Annotated in this window: 10 protein-coding genes, 1 tRNA gene and 2 rRNA genes (1 of these 13 only partly in view); 3 read left to right on the top strand and 10 right to left on the bottom strand. The window is 61.5% G+C overall.

Translation table 11 applies throughout. The features are described from left to right. Positions 1–715 precede the first annotated feature (715 nt). The 6 genes from recD to NMD14_18420 all read right to left on the bottom strand — a co-directional run bounded on the left by recD (position 716) and on the right by NMD14_18420 (position 11,484). Entirely contained in the window at positions 716–2,788 is a 2,073-nt protein-coding gene (gene recD / locus NMD14_18395; protein XEI32649.1) for an exodeoxyribonuclease V subunit alpha, read from the bottom strand. Further along, the gene (gene recB / locus NMD14_18400; GenBank protein XEI32650.1) at positions 2,785–6,393 is read right to left on the bottom strand and encodes an exodeoxyribonuclease V subunit beta; all 3,609 of its coding nucleotides are present in this window, start codon (positions 6,391–6,393) and stop codon (positions 2,785–2,787) included. Before recB ends, recD begins: the two co-directional genes overlap by 4 nt. Before the next feature lie 2 nt (positions 6,394–6,395). Continuing rightward, on the bottom strand, positions 6,396–9,746 hold the full coding sequence (recC, locus tag NMD14_18405; GenBank protein ID XEI32651.1) for an exodeoxyribonuclease V subunit gamma: 3,351 nt from the start codon (positions 9,744–9,746) through the stop codon (positions 6,396–6,398). A gap of 256 nt (positions 9,747–10,002) precedes the next feature. Then, positions 10,003–10,395, bottom strand: a complete 393-nt coding sequence (locus NMD14_18410) for a DoxX family protein (protein ID XEI32652.1) — start codon at positions 10,393–10,395, stop codon at positions 10,003–10,005. A 39-nt stretch (positions 10,396–10,434) separates the two neighbouring features. Beyond that, a complete protein-coding gene (locus NMD14_18415) occupies positions 10,435–11,121 on the bottom strand; it encodes a pirin family protein (protein XEI32653.1) in 687 nt (228 codons plus the stop codon). A gap of 30 nt (positions 11,122–11,151) precedes the next feature. Further along, positions 11,152–11,484 carry a hypothetical protein gene (locus NMD14_18420; GenBank protein ID XEI32654.1) on the bottom strand — a complete coding sequence of 111 codons (333 nt, stop codon included), beginning with the start codon at positions 11,482–11,484 and terminating at the stop codon, positions 11,152–11,154. A gap of 258 nt (positions 11,485–11,742) precedes the next feature. Between NMD14_18420 and NMD14_18425 the strand changes: the two genes are divergently transcribed. After that, positions 11,743–12,660 carry a LysR family transcriptional regulator gene (locus tag NMD14_18425; GenBank protein XEI32655.1) on the top strand — a complete coding sequence of 306 codons (918 nt, stop codon included), beginning with the start codon at positions 11,743–11,745 and terminating at the stop codon, positions 12,658–12,660. 215 nt (positions 12,661–12,875) lie between these two features. Here the strand turns inward: NMD14_18425 and NMD14_18430 are convergent, their stop codons facing one another. Beyond that, the gene (locus tag NMD14_18430) at positions 12,876–13,226 is read right to left on the bottom strand and encodes a hypothetical protein (GenBank protein XEI32656.1); all 351 of its coding nucleotides are present in this window, start codon (positions 13,224–13,226) and stop codon (positions 12,876–12,878) included. 199 nt (positions 13,227–13,425) lie between these two features. Here NMD14_18430 and NMD14_18435 point away from each other — a divergent pair, with 199 nt between their 5' ends. Together NMD14_18435 and NMD14_18440 are read left to right on the top strand one after the other, a co-directional pair. Continuing rightward, entirely contained in the window at positions 13,426–14,148 is a 723-nt protein-coding gene (locus tag NMD14_18435; GenBank protein XEI32657.1) for a response regulator, read from the top strand. Between the two features lie 33 nt (positions 14,149–14,181). Continuing rightward, a complete protein-coding gene (locus NMD14_18440) occupies positions 14,182–15,543 on the top strand; it encodes an ATP-binding protein (GenBank protein ID XEI34799.1) in 1,362 nt (453 codons plus the stop codon). A 332-nt stretch (positions 15,544–15,875) separates the two neighbouring features. Here NMD14_18440 and NMD14_18445 read toward each other — a convergent pair. From NMD14_18445 to NMD14_18455, 3 genes are all read right to left on the bottom strand, one after another. Beyond that, positions 15,876–15,952: transfer RNA gene (locus NMD14_18445), tRNA-Asp, on the bottom strand. Between the two features lie 96 nt (positions 15,953–16,048). Further along, a 5S ribosomal RNA gene (rrf, locus tag NMD14_18450) occupies positions 16,049–16,163 on the bottom strand. Between the two features lie 123 nt (positions 16,164–16,286). Next, positions 16,287–18,746: ribosomal RNA gene (locus tag NMD14_18455) — 23S ribosomal RNA — on the bottom strand; it runs 429 nt beyond the window's last position.

Raw genomic sequence — 18,746 nt, forward strand, 5'->3', positions numbered from 1 at the left:
CCCCACAGCACCACCATTTCCCCGGTTATCGGCCACTCACGACGCAGGCTGAATCAGGGTGGCTATAAGTGTGGCGCAAGCGCGCCCCATTTACCGGATTTAACTCACGATTCAGTCATTTGGGGGATGGGATTATCAGGCGGAGCAAGAGGGGTGACCAAGTACAGCATATTGTGCCAATCCGATCCCCTCACCCTACCCTCTCCCAGAGGGAGAGGGGATCAAGCAGCATCGGGCAGATGGCATTGGCAATCGCGTGTAAATTCGAGATATAGCCACGGGGCCAAACCTCCCTTCTCCCGTTTATTAGAAAAGGAGGAGAAGGGTCGGGGATGAGGGGGAGGAAAAAAGAGATTACGCAGTAAACGTTGGGCTTCGCTACGCTCAACCACAACCTACACCATCGGTAGGTTGGTGCTGAGCCTGCGAAGCCCAACATACTCGATTACCCAATTACGCGATCGTCCGATTACGCTTCGCTAATCGAACCTACACATGCCCGATAAAGCAGTGATGCGAAATATATCAAAAGAAGCCAAATCTCCCTTCTCCCCTTGCGGGAGAAGGGTCGGGGATGAGGGGGAGGAAAAAGAGATTTTACGGTAAACGTTGGGCTTCGCTACGCTCAGCCACAACCTACACCATCGGTAGGTTGGTGCTGAGCCTGCGGAGCCCAACATACGAGATTTACTCATTTAAAGCTTGGATATACACATTATTTAAAATCCCCTCCCAACCTCTGTGCCAATCCGGAATAACGCTCGGTCTTTTTCCGCACCGCTTGGGCCAGCAGGGCACGATCGCCGTAGAGATCGAGCTGCGCCTTGGCGCGGGTGATGCCGGTGTAGACCAGCTCGCGGGTCAGCAGCGGGCTGGGGCTGTCGGGCAGCACCAGCACGGTATGGGCAAACTCCGAACCCTGGGATTTGTGGATGGTCATGGCGTAGACCGTCTCGTGGGGTGGCAAGCGGCTGGGCAACAGGGCACGCAAGGTGCCGTCCGGCTGCTCAAACCATACCTTGAGCCGCCCACTTTCATCGGGCAGGCAGAGCCCCATATCGCCGTTGTAGAGGCCGACCCCGTGGTCGTTGCGCACCACCATCACCGGGCGACCGGCATACCAGTCGCCATCGCGGGCAATGAGGCCAGCCCGTGACAGGGCCAGTTCGAGCCGCTCGTTAAGCCCCAGCACGCCGAACGGGCCATCGCGCAGGGCGCAGAGGATCTGGAAGCTGTTGAATGCCTTGAATACGGCGGCGGGCGCTTCCCCCGCGCGGGCCGCCTTCAGATAGCTGCCGTAACCGGCAACCCCCTGGGCAATCAGGGCATCGTAGGCCTCCCCCGCCCAGGGGTGCAGGCTGATATCGGCGAATCCTGCGCCCCAGACTGATTCCACTGCCGTGGCATCGCCGCTGTTGCAGGCGCATGCCAGCTGGCCGATGCCCGAATGCTGATCAAAGCGCCAGCTCTTGGCCAGCAAACAGAGGCTGTCGCGCACCGGAGCCCCTGCGGGCGAGCCCTGCAAACGGTAGCCGGTCTGGCGGGAGAGCCACTCCGCCTGCGCCGGGCTGATGCCCTGTTCGATAAAGCTGCAGATATCGCCGAGCACGGCCCCCGCCTCCACCGAGGCGAGCTGATCCTTGTCGCCGAGCAGGATCAGGCGGGCGTGGCTTGGCAACGCATCGAGCAGGCGCGCCATCATCGGCAGGTCGACCATGGAGGCCTCATCCACCACCAGCAAGTCAAGGTGCAGCGGGTTGCCCGCGTGGTGGCGGAACTGGCTGCGCCCCGGAATGACCCCGAGCAGCCGGTGCAGTGTGCCCGCTTCGGTGGGGATCGCCTCCACCCACTCGGGGGGCAGATCGAGGGCCTGCAGGGCAGAGCCGATACTCTCGGTGAGGCGCGCCGCCGCCTTGCCGGTGGGGGCCACCAGCCGGATTGCCGGGGCCTTGCCCGCTTGCAGGCCGGTCTCCACCAGAATGGCGAGCAGTTTGGCGACCGTGGTGGTCTTGCCGGTGCCGGGGCCGCCGGAGATCACCGCAAAGGGGCGCGCCGCCGCCGTGGCCGCCGCCAGCTTCTGGCCGTTGCAGCAGAGCGCCTCGGGCACCAGCGCATCCAGCTTGCTCAAGTCGCTCGCCGCCTGCGCACTGGCGAGCAGCGCCTCGATGGCGGGCCAATCCACTTCATTGGGGAACACCAGATCCAGATACTTTTCGATAAAGTGGCGGGCCGAGAAGTCGGGGGCGAGGCGGGCCTTGAGCAGCGCCGCGAACACCAACCCGTAGTCGCGGGCAAACAGCCGCGACAGGGCGGGAGCAATCTCCGGCCATTCGGCGCGTTCACTCAACGCGCGCAGATGGCGGGCCACCCCCAGCTCAAAGTCGTGGTAACGAGTGAGGTAGAGCCGCCCGTGCCACAGCCGCAGCGGCCAGCGCGGGGCGAGCCCCTCATCCTGCTCGGTTCCAACCAAGGGACTAGCCGCAAACAGAGCGGGCCAGCGGGCAGGATCCGCCAGATCAGCCAGCAGATCCCGGCTCTGCTGGGGATCCAGCCCGAACGGGCGCAGGGATCCGGCAGTCAACATTTCAAGCGGCAAACAGACATGACCACGCCCCAGCTCGAAGCAGGTGAGCGCCGCCCCCAGCACCAGCTCGGGGCTGCCGCCAAGGTCTGCCACCAGCCTGGCAAATTGCAGATCCAGCTGGCGGATGCGGCCAGCCAGCGCCAGTGTTTTCAACCGTTCAACCATCATTGTGCTGGTTGCGGTGCTGATCATGATGCCGCTCATGCTTCTACCTCGTTCAATGCTTGGGATCCCGCAGCTGGCAGCTCACTACCTTCGCGAAACAACTTATCCAGCCCCAGCACCAGTTCACGGCTCGGGCGGGTATGGAAAATTCCCCCCTGCGGCATGCCACGCAGGAACAGATAGAAAACGCCGCCAAAATGCTGCTCGAAGTCGTAACCCGGCAGGCGCAGGGTGAGCAGCCGGTGCAGCGCCAGCGAGTAGAGCTGGTATTGCAGGTCGTAGCGGTGCTCGGCCATCGCCCGCTCCAGCGCCGGACGGCTGTAGTCGGCGGGGCTCATGCCGAGGTGGTTCGATTTGTAGTCGAGCAGATACCAGCGCCCCTGCCACTCGAACACCAGGTCGATAAAGCCCTTGAGCATCCCCTGCACGGTGGCAAAGCTGAGCGGCTTGTTGCCCCGCGACAGCGGGTCGTGCTGCTGGCAGAGGGCCGTCAGCGTCAGCGCCGTCACCCGCCCCATGGGCAGGAAGAACTCCAGCTCCACCTGTTTGCGCTCGGGGGCCAGATCCCGCAGCCGCACCGGCTCGCCAAAGCCCGTTTCCAGCGGGGTATCCAGCACCGCTTCGACCTGCTGTTGCAGCACGGGAGCCCAGCTCTCGTCGAAACCGTCTTGCAGCAACAAGCTGGCGATATGCTCTGCCAGCGGCTCGCCAGCGGCACTCTGAAAGTCGATGGTCTCGAACAGGCTGTGCAGCAAGGTGCCGGGACGTGCCCCTTTCGGGAAGGTAAAGATGGAGGGCTGGGGTGCCTCCTCCGGTTGCTCGGAAGCCAATGCAGCCGCCTCGGTGACTACCTCGTCATCGAAACCGGGGTTGGCAAGCACGCCCTTGCTGTGACCGTGGCCCTGCGCCGCCAGCCCGGAGTAGGAGCTGATCCACCAGTCCCGCTCGAGGGAACAGCTAAAGTGGCGCACCTGCGGCTCGCCCAGCAGCTCCTCCTCTGGCGGCAGCGGGGCCGGACGAGTGAGCGAGGGCTCACCGACGGCCACCCCGGGCAGCGCCTGTGCCAGCTCGGTGAGGGCGGTCGCCAGCGTTTGCGCATCCCCCTCTTCCCCCTTTTGCAGCAGGTAGCCGATGGCGGTGTGGTGCAGCTCTGTCTTCTCCGACTTGCCGTTGCCCGAGCGTACCGGGGCCAGCCCCAGCCAGGTGGCGTAGACGCCCCGGGTCAGCGCCACGTAGAGCAGCCGCAAATCTTCGGCGAGGCGCTCCCTGTCCGCTTCGGCGAGCGACGAGTCGGCGCCGGTGAGATCGAGAATGGTGCGATTGCCCGCCTCATCCGCCTCGTGATAGAGCGGGGTCTTGGCGGTTCTGTGGCTGCAGATAAAGGGCAGAAACACCAGCGGATACTCCAGCCCCTTGGATTTGTGGATGGTGACGATCTGCACCAATTTCCGCTCGGATTCGAGGCGCAGTACCTGCTCCGCATCCTGGCCGTTGGGGCGGCTCACCGCCTCCCCCAGCCAGCGCAGCAGGGCATATTCCCCGTCCAGCTCGCTGCTCACCTGTTGCAGCAGCTCGCCGAGATGGAGGAAGTTGGTCAGCCGCCGCTCGCCGTAGGGGCTCGCCAAAAGCGAAGAGGCAAGATTGCGCCGGTGCAGCAGGGCCCGCAGCATCGCCAGCACGCCACGGCGGTGCCAGATCTTGCGGTACTCTATAAACTCCTGCACCGCGCTCTCCCACGCCCGCTCGTCCGAGGCCAGCCCATCGAGTGCTTTGGCATCCAGATCAAACAGGCCGGTGGCGAGCGCCGCCCGCAGGCTGCGCTCCTCGCTCGGGTTCTGGCAGGCGTGCAGGATTAACAGGATCTCGCGCGCTTCCACCTGCTCCAGCACGCTCTCGCGGTTCGACAGATAGACGGAGGCGATGGCGAGGCGCGCCAGCTCCTGCTGCACCAGCTTGCCCTCGGCGCCGGTACGTACCAGCACGGCGATATCCCCGGCCTTCACCGCCTTGTCACCGATCAGCGCCTTGCCCTCGCTGGCCAGGGTCAGCAGGCGGTGGATCTCGGCGGCGGTGGCGCGGGCCATCTTGCTCTGGTAATCCCCCAGATTGAAGGTGGGCTGGCCGGTCAGCTGCCAGCAGTGGAGCACGGGTGCGGTGGCGCCATCGAGCACCAGCGCCTTGCTCTTGCCCTGTGCCTCCACCGGCAGGAAGGGGATATCCGCTTCGTAGATAAAGGGATCCTTGGCCCGCTCGAACAGGCCATTGACCGCCCCCACCAGCGCACTGCTGGAGCGCCAGTTGCGCCCGAGGGTGTAGTGGGCGCTCACATTTCGCCGCGCCTGAATGTAGGTAAAGATGTCGGCGCCGCGAAAGCCGTAGATGGCCTGCTTGGGGTCACCGATCATCAACAGCGCCGTGTCTGTGTGGCCGCCGTAAAGCCGATGGAAGATGCGGTACTGCTGGGGGTCGGTATCCTGAAATTCATCGATCATCGCCACCCGATAAGTGGTGCGAATGCGCTCGCAGAGCCGCTCGCCCAAGCTGGAACCGAGCGCCCCGTCGAGGTCTTTGAGCAGGTCATCGAACGAGAGCTGATGGGCCTGACGCTTGCTCGCCTGCATCCGGCTACGCACTACTTTGGCCGCCCGTTGCAGGATCAGATCGCGAATACCGGGAGGGCTGGCCAGCAGCTGGTCGATCTGGCTGAACAGCGGCAGGGTCGGTAATGCCTTCCCCTTGCTCAGCTTGGCCTCCAGGGTTTCCTGGCCGAAGCGCTCGAGATCCTTGGGCAGCGCGTAGCCGCTCGTCTCGTCCTGTGCCCAGTCGCCTATCTTGGCGAGCCAGCCTTCGTAGTTCTTGCCGGTATAGAGCTTGATTTGCCCTTCTGTCTGGCGGCGGATCTCGTCCGTCTGCGCCAGCCACTCGCTCTTCACCGCTGCGATGCGATTCATGGCCGCCTGATGGCGGGCGGCGAGGGTCTCGTCCCCCAACGCGGGGTGGATCTCCAGCTCACTGTTGTCGAGCCAGCTACCCATCTCCCGCAGCAGGGCGGCGGGACTCGGCCAGAACGTGCGCACGACGCTGGCGAGGGTTTTATCCACCGGATAGAACTCGGCGCGCCAGTAGTCGCTCACCGCCTGCAGCCGAAGCTGGCTGTCGTCGGTGAGAAATTCGGTCTCGAAGAGGGCGCCCGACTCGAAGGCGTTCTGCTTGAGCATCCGCTGGCAGAAGCCGTGGATGGTAAAGACTGCCGCCTCGTCCATCTGCCGCTCGGCGGCCAGCAGGCGGCGGGCCGCCAGCTCGTGATCCTCCACCTCGACCAGCAGCTGGGCCAGCAGGGCATCATTGCTATGGCCGCGCATAAAGGCCAATCGTGCCTCGTGGATGCGGCCGCGGATCCGCCCGCGCAGCTCGGCGGTGGCCGCTTCGGTAAAGGTCACCACCAGGATCTCGGTCACCGAGAGCGGCCGCTCGTGGGCGCTCGGCTGACCGGCATCGGCGCCCTCCTCTATCAGCGGGCCGTGGCCCAGCAGCAGGCGCAGGTAGAGACCGGCGATGGTGTAGGTCTTGCCGGTACCGGCGGAGGCTTCGATCAGTCGTTCACCATGGAGGGGAAAACACAGGGTATTGAGCGGGTTAGCCATGATTACATCATCTCCATGGTGGTCAGCAGCGGGGTCAGGTGTTCGCGGGCCAGCGCCTGCAACTGCCCCAGCACCTCGTCATCGAGTTCGGGGAAGCAGCGGGCGACGTAAACGTCTTGCCCCTCCCCATTGATCATCCAGCCGCCGTTGAAACGGGTGAGGGCCGCCTTGTCGGCCGCCTCCGGCTTGTCGGAATCCTTCTCGATCGCCCTGAGCCAATCCCAGGCGGTGTTGGGGAAGAACGGCAGCGGCCGCTTCATCCCCTGCGCCCAGCACGCCACCAGCGCAGCCAGCTTGGGCCGCGCCTCGTCGGCAGCGAGTACAGGCAGGCGCAGACTCTGTTTGGCATCGAACAACAGGGTGTCGCCGGGGGTGTCGCTGAGGGAGAGGCAGAGGTGCTGGATCCAGCCCAGCAGCAGATCCTTGCCGTTGAAGCTGCCGGGTTTGACCACCAGCAAGCGCCCCTTCTGGGTGTCGATCCACCCTTGCAGCTGGCCCTGAGTGAGAGAGATATCGATCTCCACCGCCTGCTTTTCTGACTCATTGGCAGCAACCCATGGCCGCAGCCGATCCGCCAGCGTGCCCATCTCGGCATCCAGATCGTCCAGCAGCAGGCTGCCGAACCACCCTTGCGGCAACAGGCCGGTGAGCTGTAACCGCTCGCGCCGCGCCGCACTATCACCCTCAGCCAAGTGAGCACCGAGTAGCAGATCTTTCAGCTGATAATGTTGCAGGCCATCCAGTTCGAACGGCTCGCTATCCTCGATGTTGGCTTCGTTCAGCTCAAACCACACCTTGAGGCGGCGGTTAAGGAAATATTTGGTGGGCTGGCGATAGAAGCGCAGCAGCTCCGCCAGCTCCAGCCCCTGCTCCTTGCCCCATTCGGGGGGTAAAGGCAGCTCGCCGCTCTGGAAGTTGGCCGCGCCGCGCACCGGATTGAGAGCGGGCAGCCAGTCGGCGGCGTAGGTAAAGAGGCGCGAACCCGCCTCCGGGTAGAAGTAGTTGCGGCTGTAGGGGGTAAGCGGGTGCGCCACCATCAGGTGGTTGAGCAGCCGCTTGCCGGAGGTTTCGTCGTCGAGGCTCTCATCCCCCGCCAGCACAAAGCCCTGCCGCACATAGTCGATCAGCTCCGCCAGCAGTACCGAGGGCACCTTGTCGCTGTTGTCCTGCGCGCTGAAGCCCTGATAGCTGATATAGAGCCCCTGCTGGGCGCTGAGCAGCGCCTCGAGGAAGAGGTAGCGGTCATCATCACGACGGGAGCGATCCCCGCGCCGCGACGCCACCGCCATCAGGTCGAACCCCATGGGAGCCAAGGTGCGCGGGTAGACGCCATCGTTCATGCCGAGCAGGCAGACCTGCTTGAAGGGGATGGAGCGCATCGGCATCAGGGTGCAGAAGTTGACCTGACCGGCGAGGAAGCGCTGGCTGGAGCGGGACTCCCCCAGCACGCTGCCGAGGTAATCCTGCAGCAGGTCGGCGGTAATAGGCTGCTCGAAGCGGGCCTCGCCGAGCCGGGTCTGCCACTCGGCCAGCTGGCTGCGGATCAGCTGCAGCTGACGCTCTTCATCTTCGTCGGCCAGATAGAAGCGCTCCAGCAGCGCCAGCAGGCAGGCGTTCCACTCGGCCAGCGGCTGCGCCTGTTGCAGGCGGGGAAGAAACTCGGCCAGCGAATCGACGAACCAGGCGAGCTTGCCGAGCGCCAACCCCTGCTGACCCTCGATATCGGCATAAGGCAAAATACCCGCCACCGGCTCACCGTCGCCCATGGCAAAGCCGAGCAGCATGCGGCGCAGACCGAACAGCCAGCTGTTGCCGGACATGGGCGGCAGATCGAAACGGACGGGATAGCTGTCGTCCAGCCCCCAGCGGATACCTGTTTCCTGCACCCAGACCCGCAGCTGGTTGAACTCGTCGTCATCCAGCTCGAAGCGGCGTAGCACGGCGGGCACCTCGAGAATGGCGAGCAGCTCCCCTGCCCCGAAGCGGGCGTTGGGCAGCCTGAGCAGGGCGAGGAAGCTTTGCAGCAGCGGGCTCTCCTGACTCGCCGCCCGATCCGAAACCGCAAACGGGATCTGGCCGCGCGCCCCAAACACCGCCTGAATATAGGGGCCGTAGCTATTCACATCCGGCATCATCACCACCACGTCTTTCGGGGTGAGGGTCGGGTCCTGCTCGAACAGCGCCAGCAGCCGGTCGTGCAGCACCTCGAGTTCGCGCATCGGGCCGTGGCAGGCGTGGATCTGCAAGGATCCTTCCGCCGAGCTGATGGGGCTCTTGTGCTGGCTGCTGTCGAGATCGAACTGACCGGCGCCTCGCTCGGCCAGCTCCAGCACATCCTTCTGGATGGCGCGCAGCAGGCTGACATTGCCCTTGCCATCCACCTCGTCGATATCGACGAAGGCCTCGATTTGCGGCACCTCCAGCTCCATCAGCTGATGCAGGTAGTCGCGCCCCAGCTTGCCCATGGAGGCGAGCAGCGGGTTGGCGGGGCCTTGCAAGGTCTCGATATCGGTACCGGGTTTGAGCTTGTTTTCGAGGCGCGCCAACGTCTTGCGATCCAGCAGATCCCCCCAGTAGTAGCGGCAGGGGTTGGTGACGAACAGGTGCACCTCCACCTCCGACCGGCTGCCGAGGGCCAGCAGCGCCTCCACATAGCGCGGCGGCAGCGCCGAGATGCCGAACACGAATACCCGCTGCGGCAGCTTGCCCGGCAGATCGGCGGTACGCTCCAGCTCGTGGATAAACTCCTCGTAGAGGTTGGCACGGTGGTAGCCACTCGGAGAGAGCGCCAGGGTGCGGGCCACCAGCTCGCGCCACAGCTCGGGCTGCCAATCCTGACCGCTCACCCCGGCCAGTTCGAGCCCCAGCCCTTCCCCCTCTTCCCAACGGGCGATCCAGTCCGGCCGGTAGACCAGATACTGGTCAAAGAGATCCGCTACCTTCTGGCAGAGCTGCCACAGCCGCACTTGCTCGGGATCCCGGGCTGGATCCTCGTCCCCTCCGCCGCCCAGATAGGCGGCGAGCGGGGCAAAGGCGGGGCGATCCAGCAAGGCAGGCAAAATGGTCATCAGCTGCCAGCTCATGGAGCCCTTGTTGTAGGGGCTTATGCGAGGCACGTCCGCCAGTACCTGGGTGAACATCTCCCAGATAAAGCTGGCGGGCAGCGGGAAGTCGATATTGGCGGCGATGCCGAAGGCCTTAGCCAGCTCCAGCTTGAGCCACTGGGCCATGCCCGGGCTCTGCACCAGAATTTGCTCCCGATCGAAGGGGTGAGAGAGGGGCGCCTGCCGGATGCGGCTCACCAGCAGCTCTTTGAGCAGATCCAGCTGATTGGAGTGGTAGAGGGTAAACATGAGCAATTCCCGCCTGTGGATGAGAGGGGGCGAGGGAAAAGGCGAACCATTTCCGTCACTTCATAAGAGAGGGAATTGTCGGGGATCGGGGGATAAGATGCAAAAGGCGCTTGCGGCCAGTGACAGGCAAGAGGCGGAATCATGAGGGGCGCCGCAGATTTGGCCCGTCGCCTCACCGATCCGGAAAACGCAGACAGAAAAAAGCCGGTGCTGTTGCACCGGCCAAAAGGCTTGGAAAACTTGACTCTTCAGGGCATTACCAGTTTTTGCCGAGACGGGCATCCACACTGAAAGCCCCTGCTCCGGCCGCCGCCAGCGCCAGGAAACCACCAGCCACGGAGACGTTCTTCATAAACATCAGCATCTGCATCTGTTCGGCAGGCTGATAGTGGAAAATAAAGGCGGCCATCAGGGTGAAACCGGCCATCAGCACGGAGAGGCTGCGGGTAAAGAGACCCAGCATGATGGCGAGGCCACCGCCCAGCTCAAGCAGGATCACCAGCGGCAGGATAACGCCCGGCACGCCCATCGCTTCCATATAACCCTGAGTACCGGCGTAACCGCCGATCTTGCCCCAGCCCGCCATTACGAACATCAGCGCCAGCAGTACACGACCCGCCAGCAGTGCCAAATCTTTCATCTTGTCCATGTCATATTCCTCATTGGTGTCACATTACCGCTGACTGCTTCAGGGTAGGTCAAATAACAGGGCTTGGCTGGCACTGGTCGCAACCAGCTCCCATCGGTATTCATCACGACTGAGTACCCCGTCGCCGGGTCGGGCAGCCAGACCGTTGGCGGTCAACTCCCCTGAAATCATCTGCAGGTAGCCGTGTCGGCCAGCCAGTGCCCACTCGAGCGTCTCGCCCGGTGCCAGCTCCAGCCGCCATACGCGGGCCTGTTGGCGGATCCGCAGCGATCCCGCCTCGCCATCCGGTGACGCCACCAGCGTCATGCCCGGTCTGGACTCGATCTTCTTCTGCTGATATCCGGGTGGCGTGCCGAACTCGTTCGGCTCGATCCAGATCTGCAACAGGGAGAGCGGATCCGTCTGCGAGGGGTTGTACTCGCTGTGGCGGATCCCGCTGCCTGCGCTCATCAGCTGGAAATCCCCAGCCGGGATCTGCTCGGCATGGCCGAGGCTGTCCTTGTGCTCTATGGTGCCTCGCAGCACGCAGGTGAGGATCTCCATATTGGCGTGAGGGTGAGTGGCGAATCCGCCACCCGGCGCAACCAGATCCTGATTGATCACCCGCAGCACCGAGTGTCCCATCCACTCAGGGTCATAGTAGTGACCGAAGGAGAAACTGTGGCGCGCGTCCAGCCAGCCAAAGTTGGCCTTGCCCCGCGCTTCTGCGGCTCTCAATTGCATCATGGTCTGCTCCTCATCTATCCGGGGTTCGACTTAGCGGTCTTTGCCACTACCGATGCCGAACGGAATGCGATATTCGCTGCTCTGGCCAGCCAGGCTGACGGTCAGGTTGCCATGGGTACGGCTCGGGATCTGCACCTGCTGGGTGCCAGTCAGGTTGGCGTGGACTGATGCCAGCAGATCGCCAGACTCGTCGCGCACTTCCAGCGTCGGATTGGCTTTGCCATCCAGTGCGGCAGTGGCGTTCCAGTTCACAAACAACACGCCCGGAGTGGCGTTGAAGTCTGCCGGTACGGCAGCCTGGGCGAAACCTGTGGTCATCAGGCCTGCAACGGCCAGCATCTTGATTACGTTTTTCATGTTCACTCACTCTCTTGTTTTATATGTCATTGCCAAGGCCTTTTCGGCCAGAATCAATGCATCCATGCAAGAGGTTATTCAAATAGTGTGTTGTTCTTTCACCGACGTCAGACAGACCGATTGGGTGTGTCACAGTGCGGAACTACCCGCATATTTGGCCGCTCGACGTTCCTGCCGAAGCGTTGATTGAATATTAAAGTCACTTGGCCTAACTTGTTAGCGAGATAAACTGGCAAACATATTCAAAAAAATTGAAGGTTAGAAATGGCCAAGGAATCGAATAAGGAACGGGCGCTGACGCTGGAAGCCATCCGGGTGCTGGACGCCATCGACCGCCGCGGCAGCTTTGCGGCGGCGGCCGACGAGCTGGGCAAGGTGCCCTCGGCATTGAGCTATACGGTGCAGAAGCTGGAGGACGAATTGGATGCCATGCTGTTTGACCGCAGCGGCCACCGCACCAAGTTCACCCCGGCAGGACGCATGCTGCTGGAGCGCGGCCGGGTGCTGCTGGAGGCAGCCGAACATCTGGTAGGCGAAACCCGGGCGCTGGCCCGTGGCTGGGAGACCGACATCACAGTCGCCGTCGATGCGCTGGTCCCGGTGCAGGCCCTCTACCCCTTGGTGGAGAAGCTGGCTGAGCAGACCGATACCCGACTGCGGCTGCGGGCCGAGGTACTGGCGGGCAGCTGGGAGTGTCTGGAAGATGGCCGTGCCGACCTGCTGATCTCCACCATCAACCCGGACATCATGATGACCGGCATCAAGCATCAGGTGATTAAGGAAGAGGTGATGCTCTACGTCGCCCATCCCGATCATCCGCTGCATCAGGAGCCGGAGCCGCTGGCCGACGAAACCCTGCGCCGCTACCGCGCCATCGCGGTGGCCGATTCGGCGCTGCGCAAACCGGTACTCACCTATCGCCTGCTGGACAAGCAGCCGCGCCTCACCGTCAGCACCATGACGGAGAAACGCGATGCCCTGCTGGCGGGGATTGGGGTCGGCACCATGCCGCAAAGCTGGATTGAGGAGGACATCCGGGCCGGACGGCTCAAGGTGATCAGCCCCGAATATCGTCATCAGTTGCAGGTGGTGCTGGCCTGGCGGCGCGATACCATGGGCAAGGCCAAAAGCTGGCTGGTACGCGAGATCCCCAAGTTGTTTCAAAATAGTGGCAGCGAATGAGCATCGCGTTGCCAGCGCCATTCGCCATAACAAAAAGAGGGGGAGCAACATGCTCCCCCTCAGACTATTGAAAAACCCCCTAATTTCAGAAAAACAGGGTTTTCTCATCAAGTAAAATCAATGCGTTACGATGACGATTTTGGCTTTGTCAGCAATCTGAGGGGGAGCAACATGCTCCCCCTCTCTCATCTTCGGCACACCTTGTCAGGTATGACTTACTGGTTCGCTTCGGCGAACTGCTTCATCGCTTCGGCGTGCTTGGTCATGCCGGTGGCACGCTCGTTGAGGTTCTTGATGAACTCCGCCTTCTTGGCCGGATCTTCAATGCGGTCATAACGTTTTTGCAGGTTGGCCTGGATCTGCTCCGGGGTCATGTTCTGCATACGGGCCATCTTGTCGTGGCGACCACCGTGGTGTTTGCCACCCATCATGCCGCCGCCGTCCATCGGGCAATCCACCATGGCACCGGGCTGGCCGGTAGGTGTGGCTTCGCTAGCAGCATAAGCGCCCAGCGGCAGGCCAAGGATCAGGGTGGCGGTCAGCAGGGTTTTGGTCAGCTTTTTCATGGTCTATCTCCTGTAGGGATGATTCTGGTTCGGCGCTCTTGCCTTGCCCTCAAGTAAACACCCTATCGGTGTCTGAACTTTGCCAGCATCGCCCTTTTTTGTAGCAGAGTGTGGCATCGTGCGGATCTGGCACACTTTGACACAAACCGCCGGACGGATTTTCGTATACTCGTGCCAACGCCAAGCAGGGGAGGTATTCATGAACCAGGGCAACACCCACATTCTGGTGGTCGACGACCACAGCGAGATCCGCGATCTCTTGAAGCGCTTTCTGGAACAGCATGGCCTGCGGGTCAGCTGCGCCCGGGATGGCAAGGAGATGAAGCGACTGCTGGAGGAGCGGGAGTTCGACCTGCTGGTGCTGGATCTGATGATGCCGGGTGAAGATGGCCTGACCCTCTGCCGCGAGCTGCGGGTCAAATCGAACCTGCCCATCATCATGCTCACTGCCATGGGGGAAGAGACCGACCGCATCATCGGGCTGGAGATGGGGGCCGACGACTATCTGGCCAAGCCCTTCAACCCGCGCGAGCTGCTGGCCCGCATCAAGGCGGTGATGCGCCGCACCCAGGCCGAGACCCCGCCCGCTGCCGAGACCCTGACCCGTGATCTGCGCTTCGATCGCTGGCTGCTCGACGTCAATCGCCGGGAGCTGGTCGATGAGGATGGGGTGGGCCTGAGCCTCTCCACCGCCGAGTTCGATCTGCTCAAGGTGTTTCTGGAACGACCACAGCGGGTGCTGAGCCGGGATCAACTGCTGGACTTGGCCCGTGGCCGCGAGGCGGTGGCCTTCGATCGCGCCATCGATACCCTGGTGAGCCGCCTGCGCCGCAAGCTGGAGCGGGATCCCAAGAATCCGGAGCTGATCAAGACCATCTGGGGTGGTGGCTATATGTTCTCCGCCGACGTGACGCAGGTTTAAGCAGTGGGCACCTTGCGACGACTGTGGGCACGGATGTGGCCCAAGGGGCTGACCGGCCAAATCATTCTGGTGGCGCTGGCGGGGTTGATCCTGATCCAGCTGCTCAGCATCCAGATCTACCGCACGGATCGGGAGGAGGCGCTCGGCTTCGTCAACAGCCGCAACGCCATGCAGCGGATCATCTCTGTGGTCAGGCTACTCTCCCTCTCGCCTCCGTCCCTCTATGATGAGATCCTCAAGGCGAGCCGCAGTGAGACCCTGCTGCTGCGCCTCTCAGACGAGCCACTGCAACCGGACAACCGCAGCCCCCGCTTCGAGCAACTGGTGCGCTCGCGCCTCAACTATCCCCCCGGCCTCGCCGTCGAGATCAGCGCCGAACTGAAAGAGGATATCCAACGCAACAAGGCGTGGGAGCATCACGCCCGCATGATGCGGGATCGCAAGGGACCGCCCCCGCCACGGGATATGCGGCTCTATGGCTCCATTGAACTGCCTCAGGGGGGCTGGCTGCAGTTCAGCTCGCTGGTCGACAAGGAGGCGGGCAGCTGGTCGTGGCAGACCACCCTCAACCTGATGCTGGTCGCCAGTCTGGTGATCGGGCTGATGGTACTGCTGTTTCGCCGTGCCACCCGCCCGCTCAAGCAGCTGGCAGGCAATGCGGAGCGGCTCGGACGGGGCGAGGATATCGAGCCCTTGAAAGAGGAGGGTCCGACCGAGATCCGCGAATCGATTCAGGCCTTCAACCGGATGCACACCCGGCTCGACCGCTTCGTGCAGGACAGAACCCGGATGCTGGCGGCCATCTCCCACGATCTGCGCACCCCCATCACCAGCCTGCGGCTGCGCACCGAGTTTCTGGCCGATGGCGAGGACAAGGAGCGCATCCAGCAGACCCTGCAACAGATGGAGCAGATGCTCGCGGCGACCCTCAGCTTTGCTCGCGAGGAGGGGCAGCAGGAGGCTACCCGCGAGCTGGATCTGGTCAGCCTGCTGGTCAGCCTGTGCGATGACTACGCCGATACCGGCCAGCCGGTCACCTGTCTGGCGGAGGGCAAAGAGGTCTACGCCTGCCGGGCCAACACCCTGCGCCGGGTACTGCAGAACCTGATCGGCAACGCCATCAAATATGCCGGCAGCGCCGAAGTGTCGCTGGAACGCTGCAAGGAAGAGCTGTTGATCCGGGTTTGCGACAACGGCCCGGGGATCGATCCGGCACGGCTGGAGGATGTGTTCAAACCCTTCGTGCGGCTGGACGAGGCGCGCAACACCGAGTCGGGCAGCGTCGGGCTGGGGCTCTCCATCGCTCGCACTCTGGTCCATCAACACGGCGGCGAGCTGACCCTGCTCAACCGGCCTGAAGGCGGATTGGAGGCAAAAATCAGCCTGCCGCTGTAAGTAGTCCCTCTATCCGCATGGGCCAGACTGTTGCCAGAAGGCGCTCTGCTGGTCCGCATCGGTGGCGAGGAGTTTTGCCTGCAGTTGCCGCTGACCACGCAGGCAGAGAGCCGGCTGTGGCCGAGCGCATTTATCAGGAGAGTAACCGGCAAACCCTGCACATCAGCTCAAGTAGCTGAATTGAACATCGAATTACAGGCAAGCCGGGGATTAGTGGTGATAAGGCATAGCCTTGGCTTGAACGCGACTGCGCTGACGCCCCGGCGTCCCAACAAGTGATAAAAGCCAGATAGCAAAAAGGCCTTCCCAATCGGGAAGGCCTTTCAAATTAGTGGCGGAGCGGACGGGACTCGAACCCGCGACCCCCGGCGTGACAGGCCGGTATTCTAACCGACTGAACTACCGCTCCGCATTCGGTTAGCTTGCGCTAAATTGTCTGCCGTTTCAACGAGGTGTCATCCTCTCGGCCAACACCGTGATATTTCACAATGCTGTTTAATTGGGTGCCTGGCAGTGTCCTACTCTCGCATGGCGAATGCCACACTACCATCGGCGCTACCGCGTTTCACTTCTGAGTTCGGCATGGGATCAGGTGGTTCCACGGCGCTATGGCCGCCAGGCAAATTCTTCAATCCAGAAAGCTGACGTGAGTAGTGATGTTGCGCTTGGCTTGTCACTATCACTGAATTAGGTAAGTAGTTCGTTCACTTGCTACAAGGCCCAGAACACTTCTTGGGTGTTGTATGGTTAAGCCTCACGGGTAATTAGTATGGGTTAGCTCAACACGTCGCCGCGCTTACACACCCCACCTATCAACGTTGTGGTCTCCAACGGCCCTTTAGGACCCTCAAGGGGTCAGGGATGACTCATCTCAGGGCTCGCTTCCCGCTTAGATGCTTTCAGCGGTTATCGATTCCGAACTTAGCTACCGGGCAGTGCCACTGGCGTGACAACCCGAACACCAGAGGTTCGTTCACTCCGGTCCTCTCGTACTAGGAGCAACTCCCTTCAATCATCCAACGCCCACGGCAGATAGGGACCGAACTGTCTCACGACGTTCTGAACCCAGCTCGCGTACCACTTTAAATGGCGAACAGCCATACCCTTGGGACCGACTTCAGCCCCAGGATGTGATGAGCCGACATCGAGGTGCCAAACACCGCCGTCGATATGAACTCTTGGGCGGTATCAGCCTGTTATCCCCGGAGTACCTTTTATCCGTTGAGCGATGGCCCTTCCATTCAGAACCACCGGATCACTATGACCTACTTTCGTACCTGCTCGACCTGTCCGTCTCGCAGTTAAGCTGGCTTATGCCATTGCACTAACCTCCTGATGTCCGACCAGGATTAGCCAACCTTCGTGCTCCTCCGTTACTCTTTGGGAGGAGACCGCCCCAGTCAAACTACCCACCAGGCACTGTCCGCGACCCAGATTATGGGCCTGCGTTAGAACATCAAACATACAAGGGTGGTATTTCAAGGTCGGCTCCAGCGCAACTGGCGTCACGCCTTCAAAGCCTCCCACCTATCCTACACATGTAGGTTCAATGTTCAGTGCCAAGCTGTAGTAAAGGTTCACGGGGTCTTTCCGTCTAGCCGCGGGTACACCGCATCTTCACGGCGAATTCGATTTCACTGAGTCTCGGGTGGAGACAGCATGGCCATGGTTACACCATTCGTGCAGGTCGGAACTTACCCGACAAGGAATTTCGCTACCTTAGGACCGTTATAGTTACGGCCGCCGTTTACCGGGGCTTCGATCAAGAGCTTCGCTTGCGCTAACCCCATCAATTAACCTTCCGGCACCGGGCAGGTGTCACACCCTATACGTCCACTTTCGTGTTTGCAGAGTGCTGTGTTTTTGATAAACAGTCCCAGCCATCTGGTCACTGCGACTCCCAACTGCTCCATCCGCAAGGGACTTCACTGTCAAGAGCGAACCTTCTCCCGAAGTTACGGTTCTATTTTGCCTAGTTCCTTCACCCGAGTTCTCTCAAGCGCCTTGGTATTCTCTACCCGACCACCTGTGTCGGTTTGGGGTACGATGACTTGTAATCTGAAGCTTAGAGGCTTTTCCTGGAAGCAGGGCATCAATGGCTTCCGCACCGTAGTGCGTTCGTCTCGTGTCTCAGTGTTGTGTCTCCGGATTTGCCTAGAAACACCACCTACGCACTTTCACCAGGACAACCGTCGCCTGGCCCACCTAGCCTTCTCCGTCCCCCCATCGCAATTACAAGTCGTGCAGGAATATTAACCTGCTTCCCATCGATTACGCCTTTCGGCCTCACCTTAGGGGTCGACTCACCCTGCCCCGATTAACGTTGGACAGGAACCCTTGGTCTTCCGGCGAGGAGGCTTTTCACCCCCTTTATCGTTACTTACGTCAGCATTCGCACTTCTGATATCTCCAGCATACCTCTCGATACACCTTCGCAGACTTACAGAACGCTCCCCTACCACTCACACATAAGTGTGAATCCGCGGCTTCGGTGCCTGGTTTGAGCCCCGTTACATCTTCCGCGCAGGCCGACTCGACTAGTGAGCTATTACGCTTTCTTTAAATGATGGCTGCTTCTAAGCCAACATCCTAGCTGTCTGAGCCTTCCCACATCGTTTCCCACTTAACCAGAACTTTGGGACCTTAGCCGGCGGTCTGGGTTGTTTCCCTCTTCACGACGGACGTTAGCACCCGCCGTGTGTCTCCCGGATAGTACTTACTGGTATTCGGAGTTTGCATGGGGTTGGTAAGTCGGGATGACCCCCTAGCCCAAACAGTGCTCTACCCCCAGTAGTATTCGTCCGAGGCGCTACCTAAATAGCTTTCGGGGAGAACCAGCTATCTCCGAGTTTGATTGGCCTTTCACCCCCAGCCACAGGTCATCCCCTAACTTTGCAACGTTAGTGGGTTCGGTCCTCCAGTTGATGTTACTCAACCTTCAACCTGCCCATGGCTAGATCACCCGGTTTCGGGTCTACACCTTGCAACTAGACGCCCAGTTAAGACTCGGTTTCCCTACGGCTCCCCTATACGGTTAACCTCGCTACAAAATGTAAGTCGCTGACCCATTATACAAAAGGTACGCAGTCACCCCGAAGGGCTCCCACTGCTTGTACGTACACGGTTTCAGGTTCTATTTCACTCCCCTCACAGGGGTTCTTTTCGCCTTTCCCTCACGGTACTGGTTCACTATCGGTCAGTCA

This window comes from Aeromonas veronii, assembly GCA_041319085.1.
GTDB classification, from domain to species: domain Bacteria; phylum Pseudomonadota; class Gammaproteobacteria; order Enterobacterales; family Aeromonadaceae; genus Aeromonas; species Aeromonas veronii_F.

Coding starts and splice junctions, on each gene's coding strand:
- recD (XEI32649.1), bottom strand. CDS start 2,788: ATGAGCGGCATCATGATCAGCACCGCAACCAGCACAATGATGGTTGAA.
- recB (XEI32650.1), bottom strand. CDS start 6,393: ATGGCTAACCCGCTCAATACCCTGTGTTTTCCCCTCCATGGTGAACGA.
- recC (XEI32651.1), bottom strand. CDS start 9,746: ATGTTTACCCTCTACCACTCCAATCAGCTGGATCTGCTCAAAGAGCTG.
- NMD14_18410 (XEI32652.1), bottom strand. CDS start 10,395: ATGGACAAGATGAAAGATTTGGCACTGCTGGCGGGTCGTGTACTGCTG.
- NMD14_18415 (XEI32653.1), bottom strand. CDS start 11,121: ATGATGCAATTGAGAGCCGCAGAAGCGCGGGGCAAGGCCAACTTTGGC.
- NMD14_18425 (XEI32655.1), top strand. CDS start 11,743: ATGGCCAAGGAATCGAATAAGGAACGGGCGCTGACGCTGGAAGCCATC.
- NMD14_18430 (XEI32656.1), bottom strand. CDS start 13,226: ATGAAAAAGCTGACCAAAACCCTGCTGACCGCCACCCTGATCCTTGGC.
- NMD14_18435 (XEI32657.1), top strand. CDS start 13,426: ATGAACCAGGGCAACACCCACATTCTGGTGGTCGACGACCACAGCGAG.
- NMD14_18440 (XEI34799.1), top strand. CDS start 14,182: ATGTGGCCCAAGGGGCTGACCGGCCAAATCATTCTGGTGGCGCTGGCG.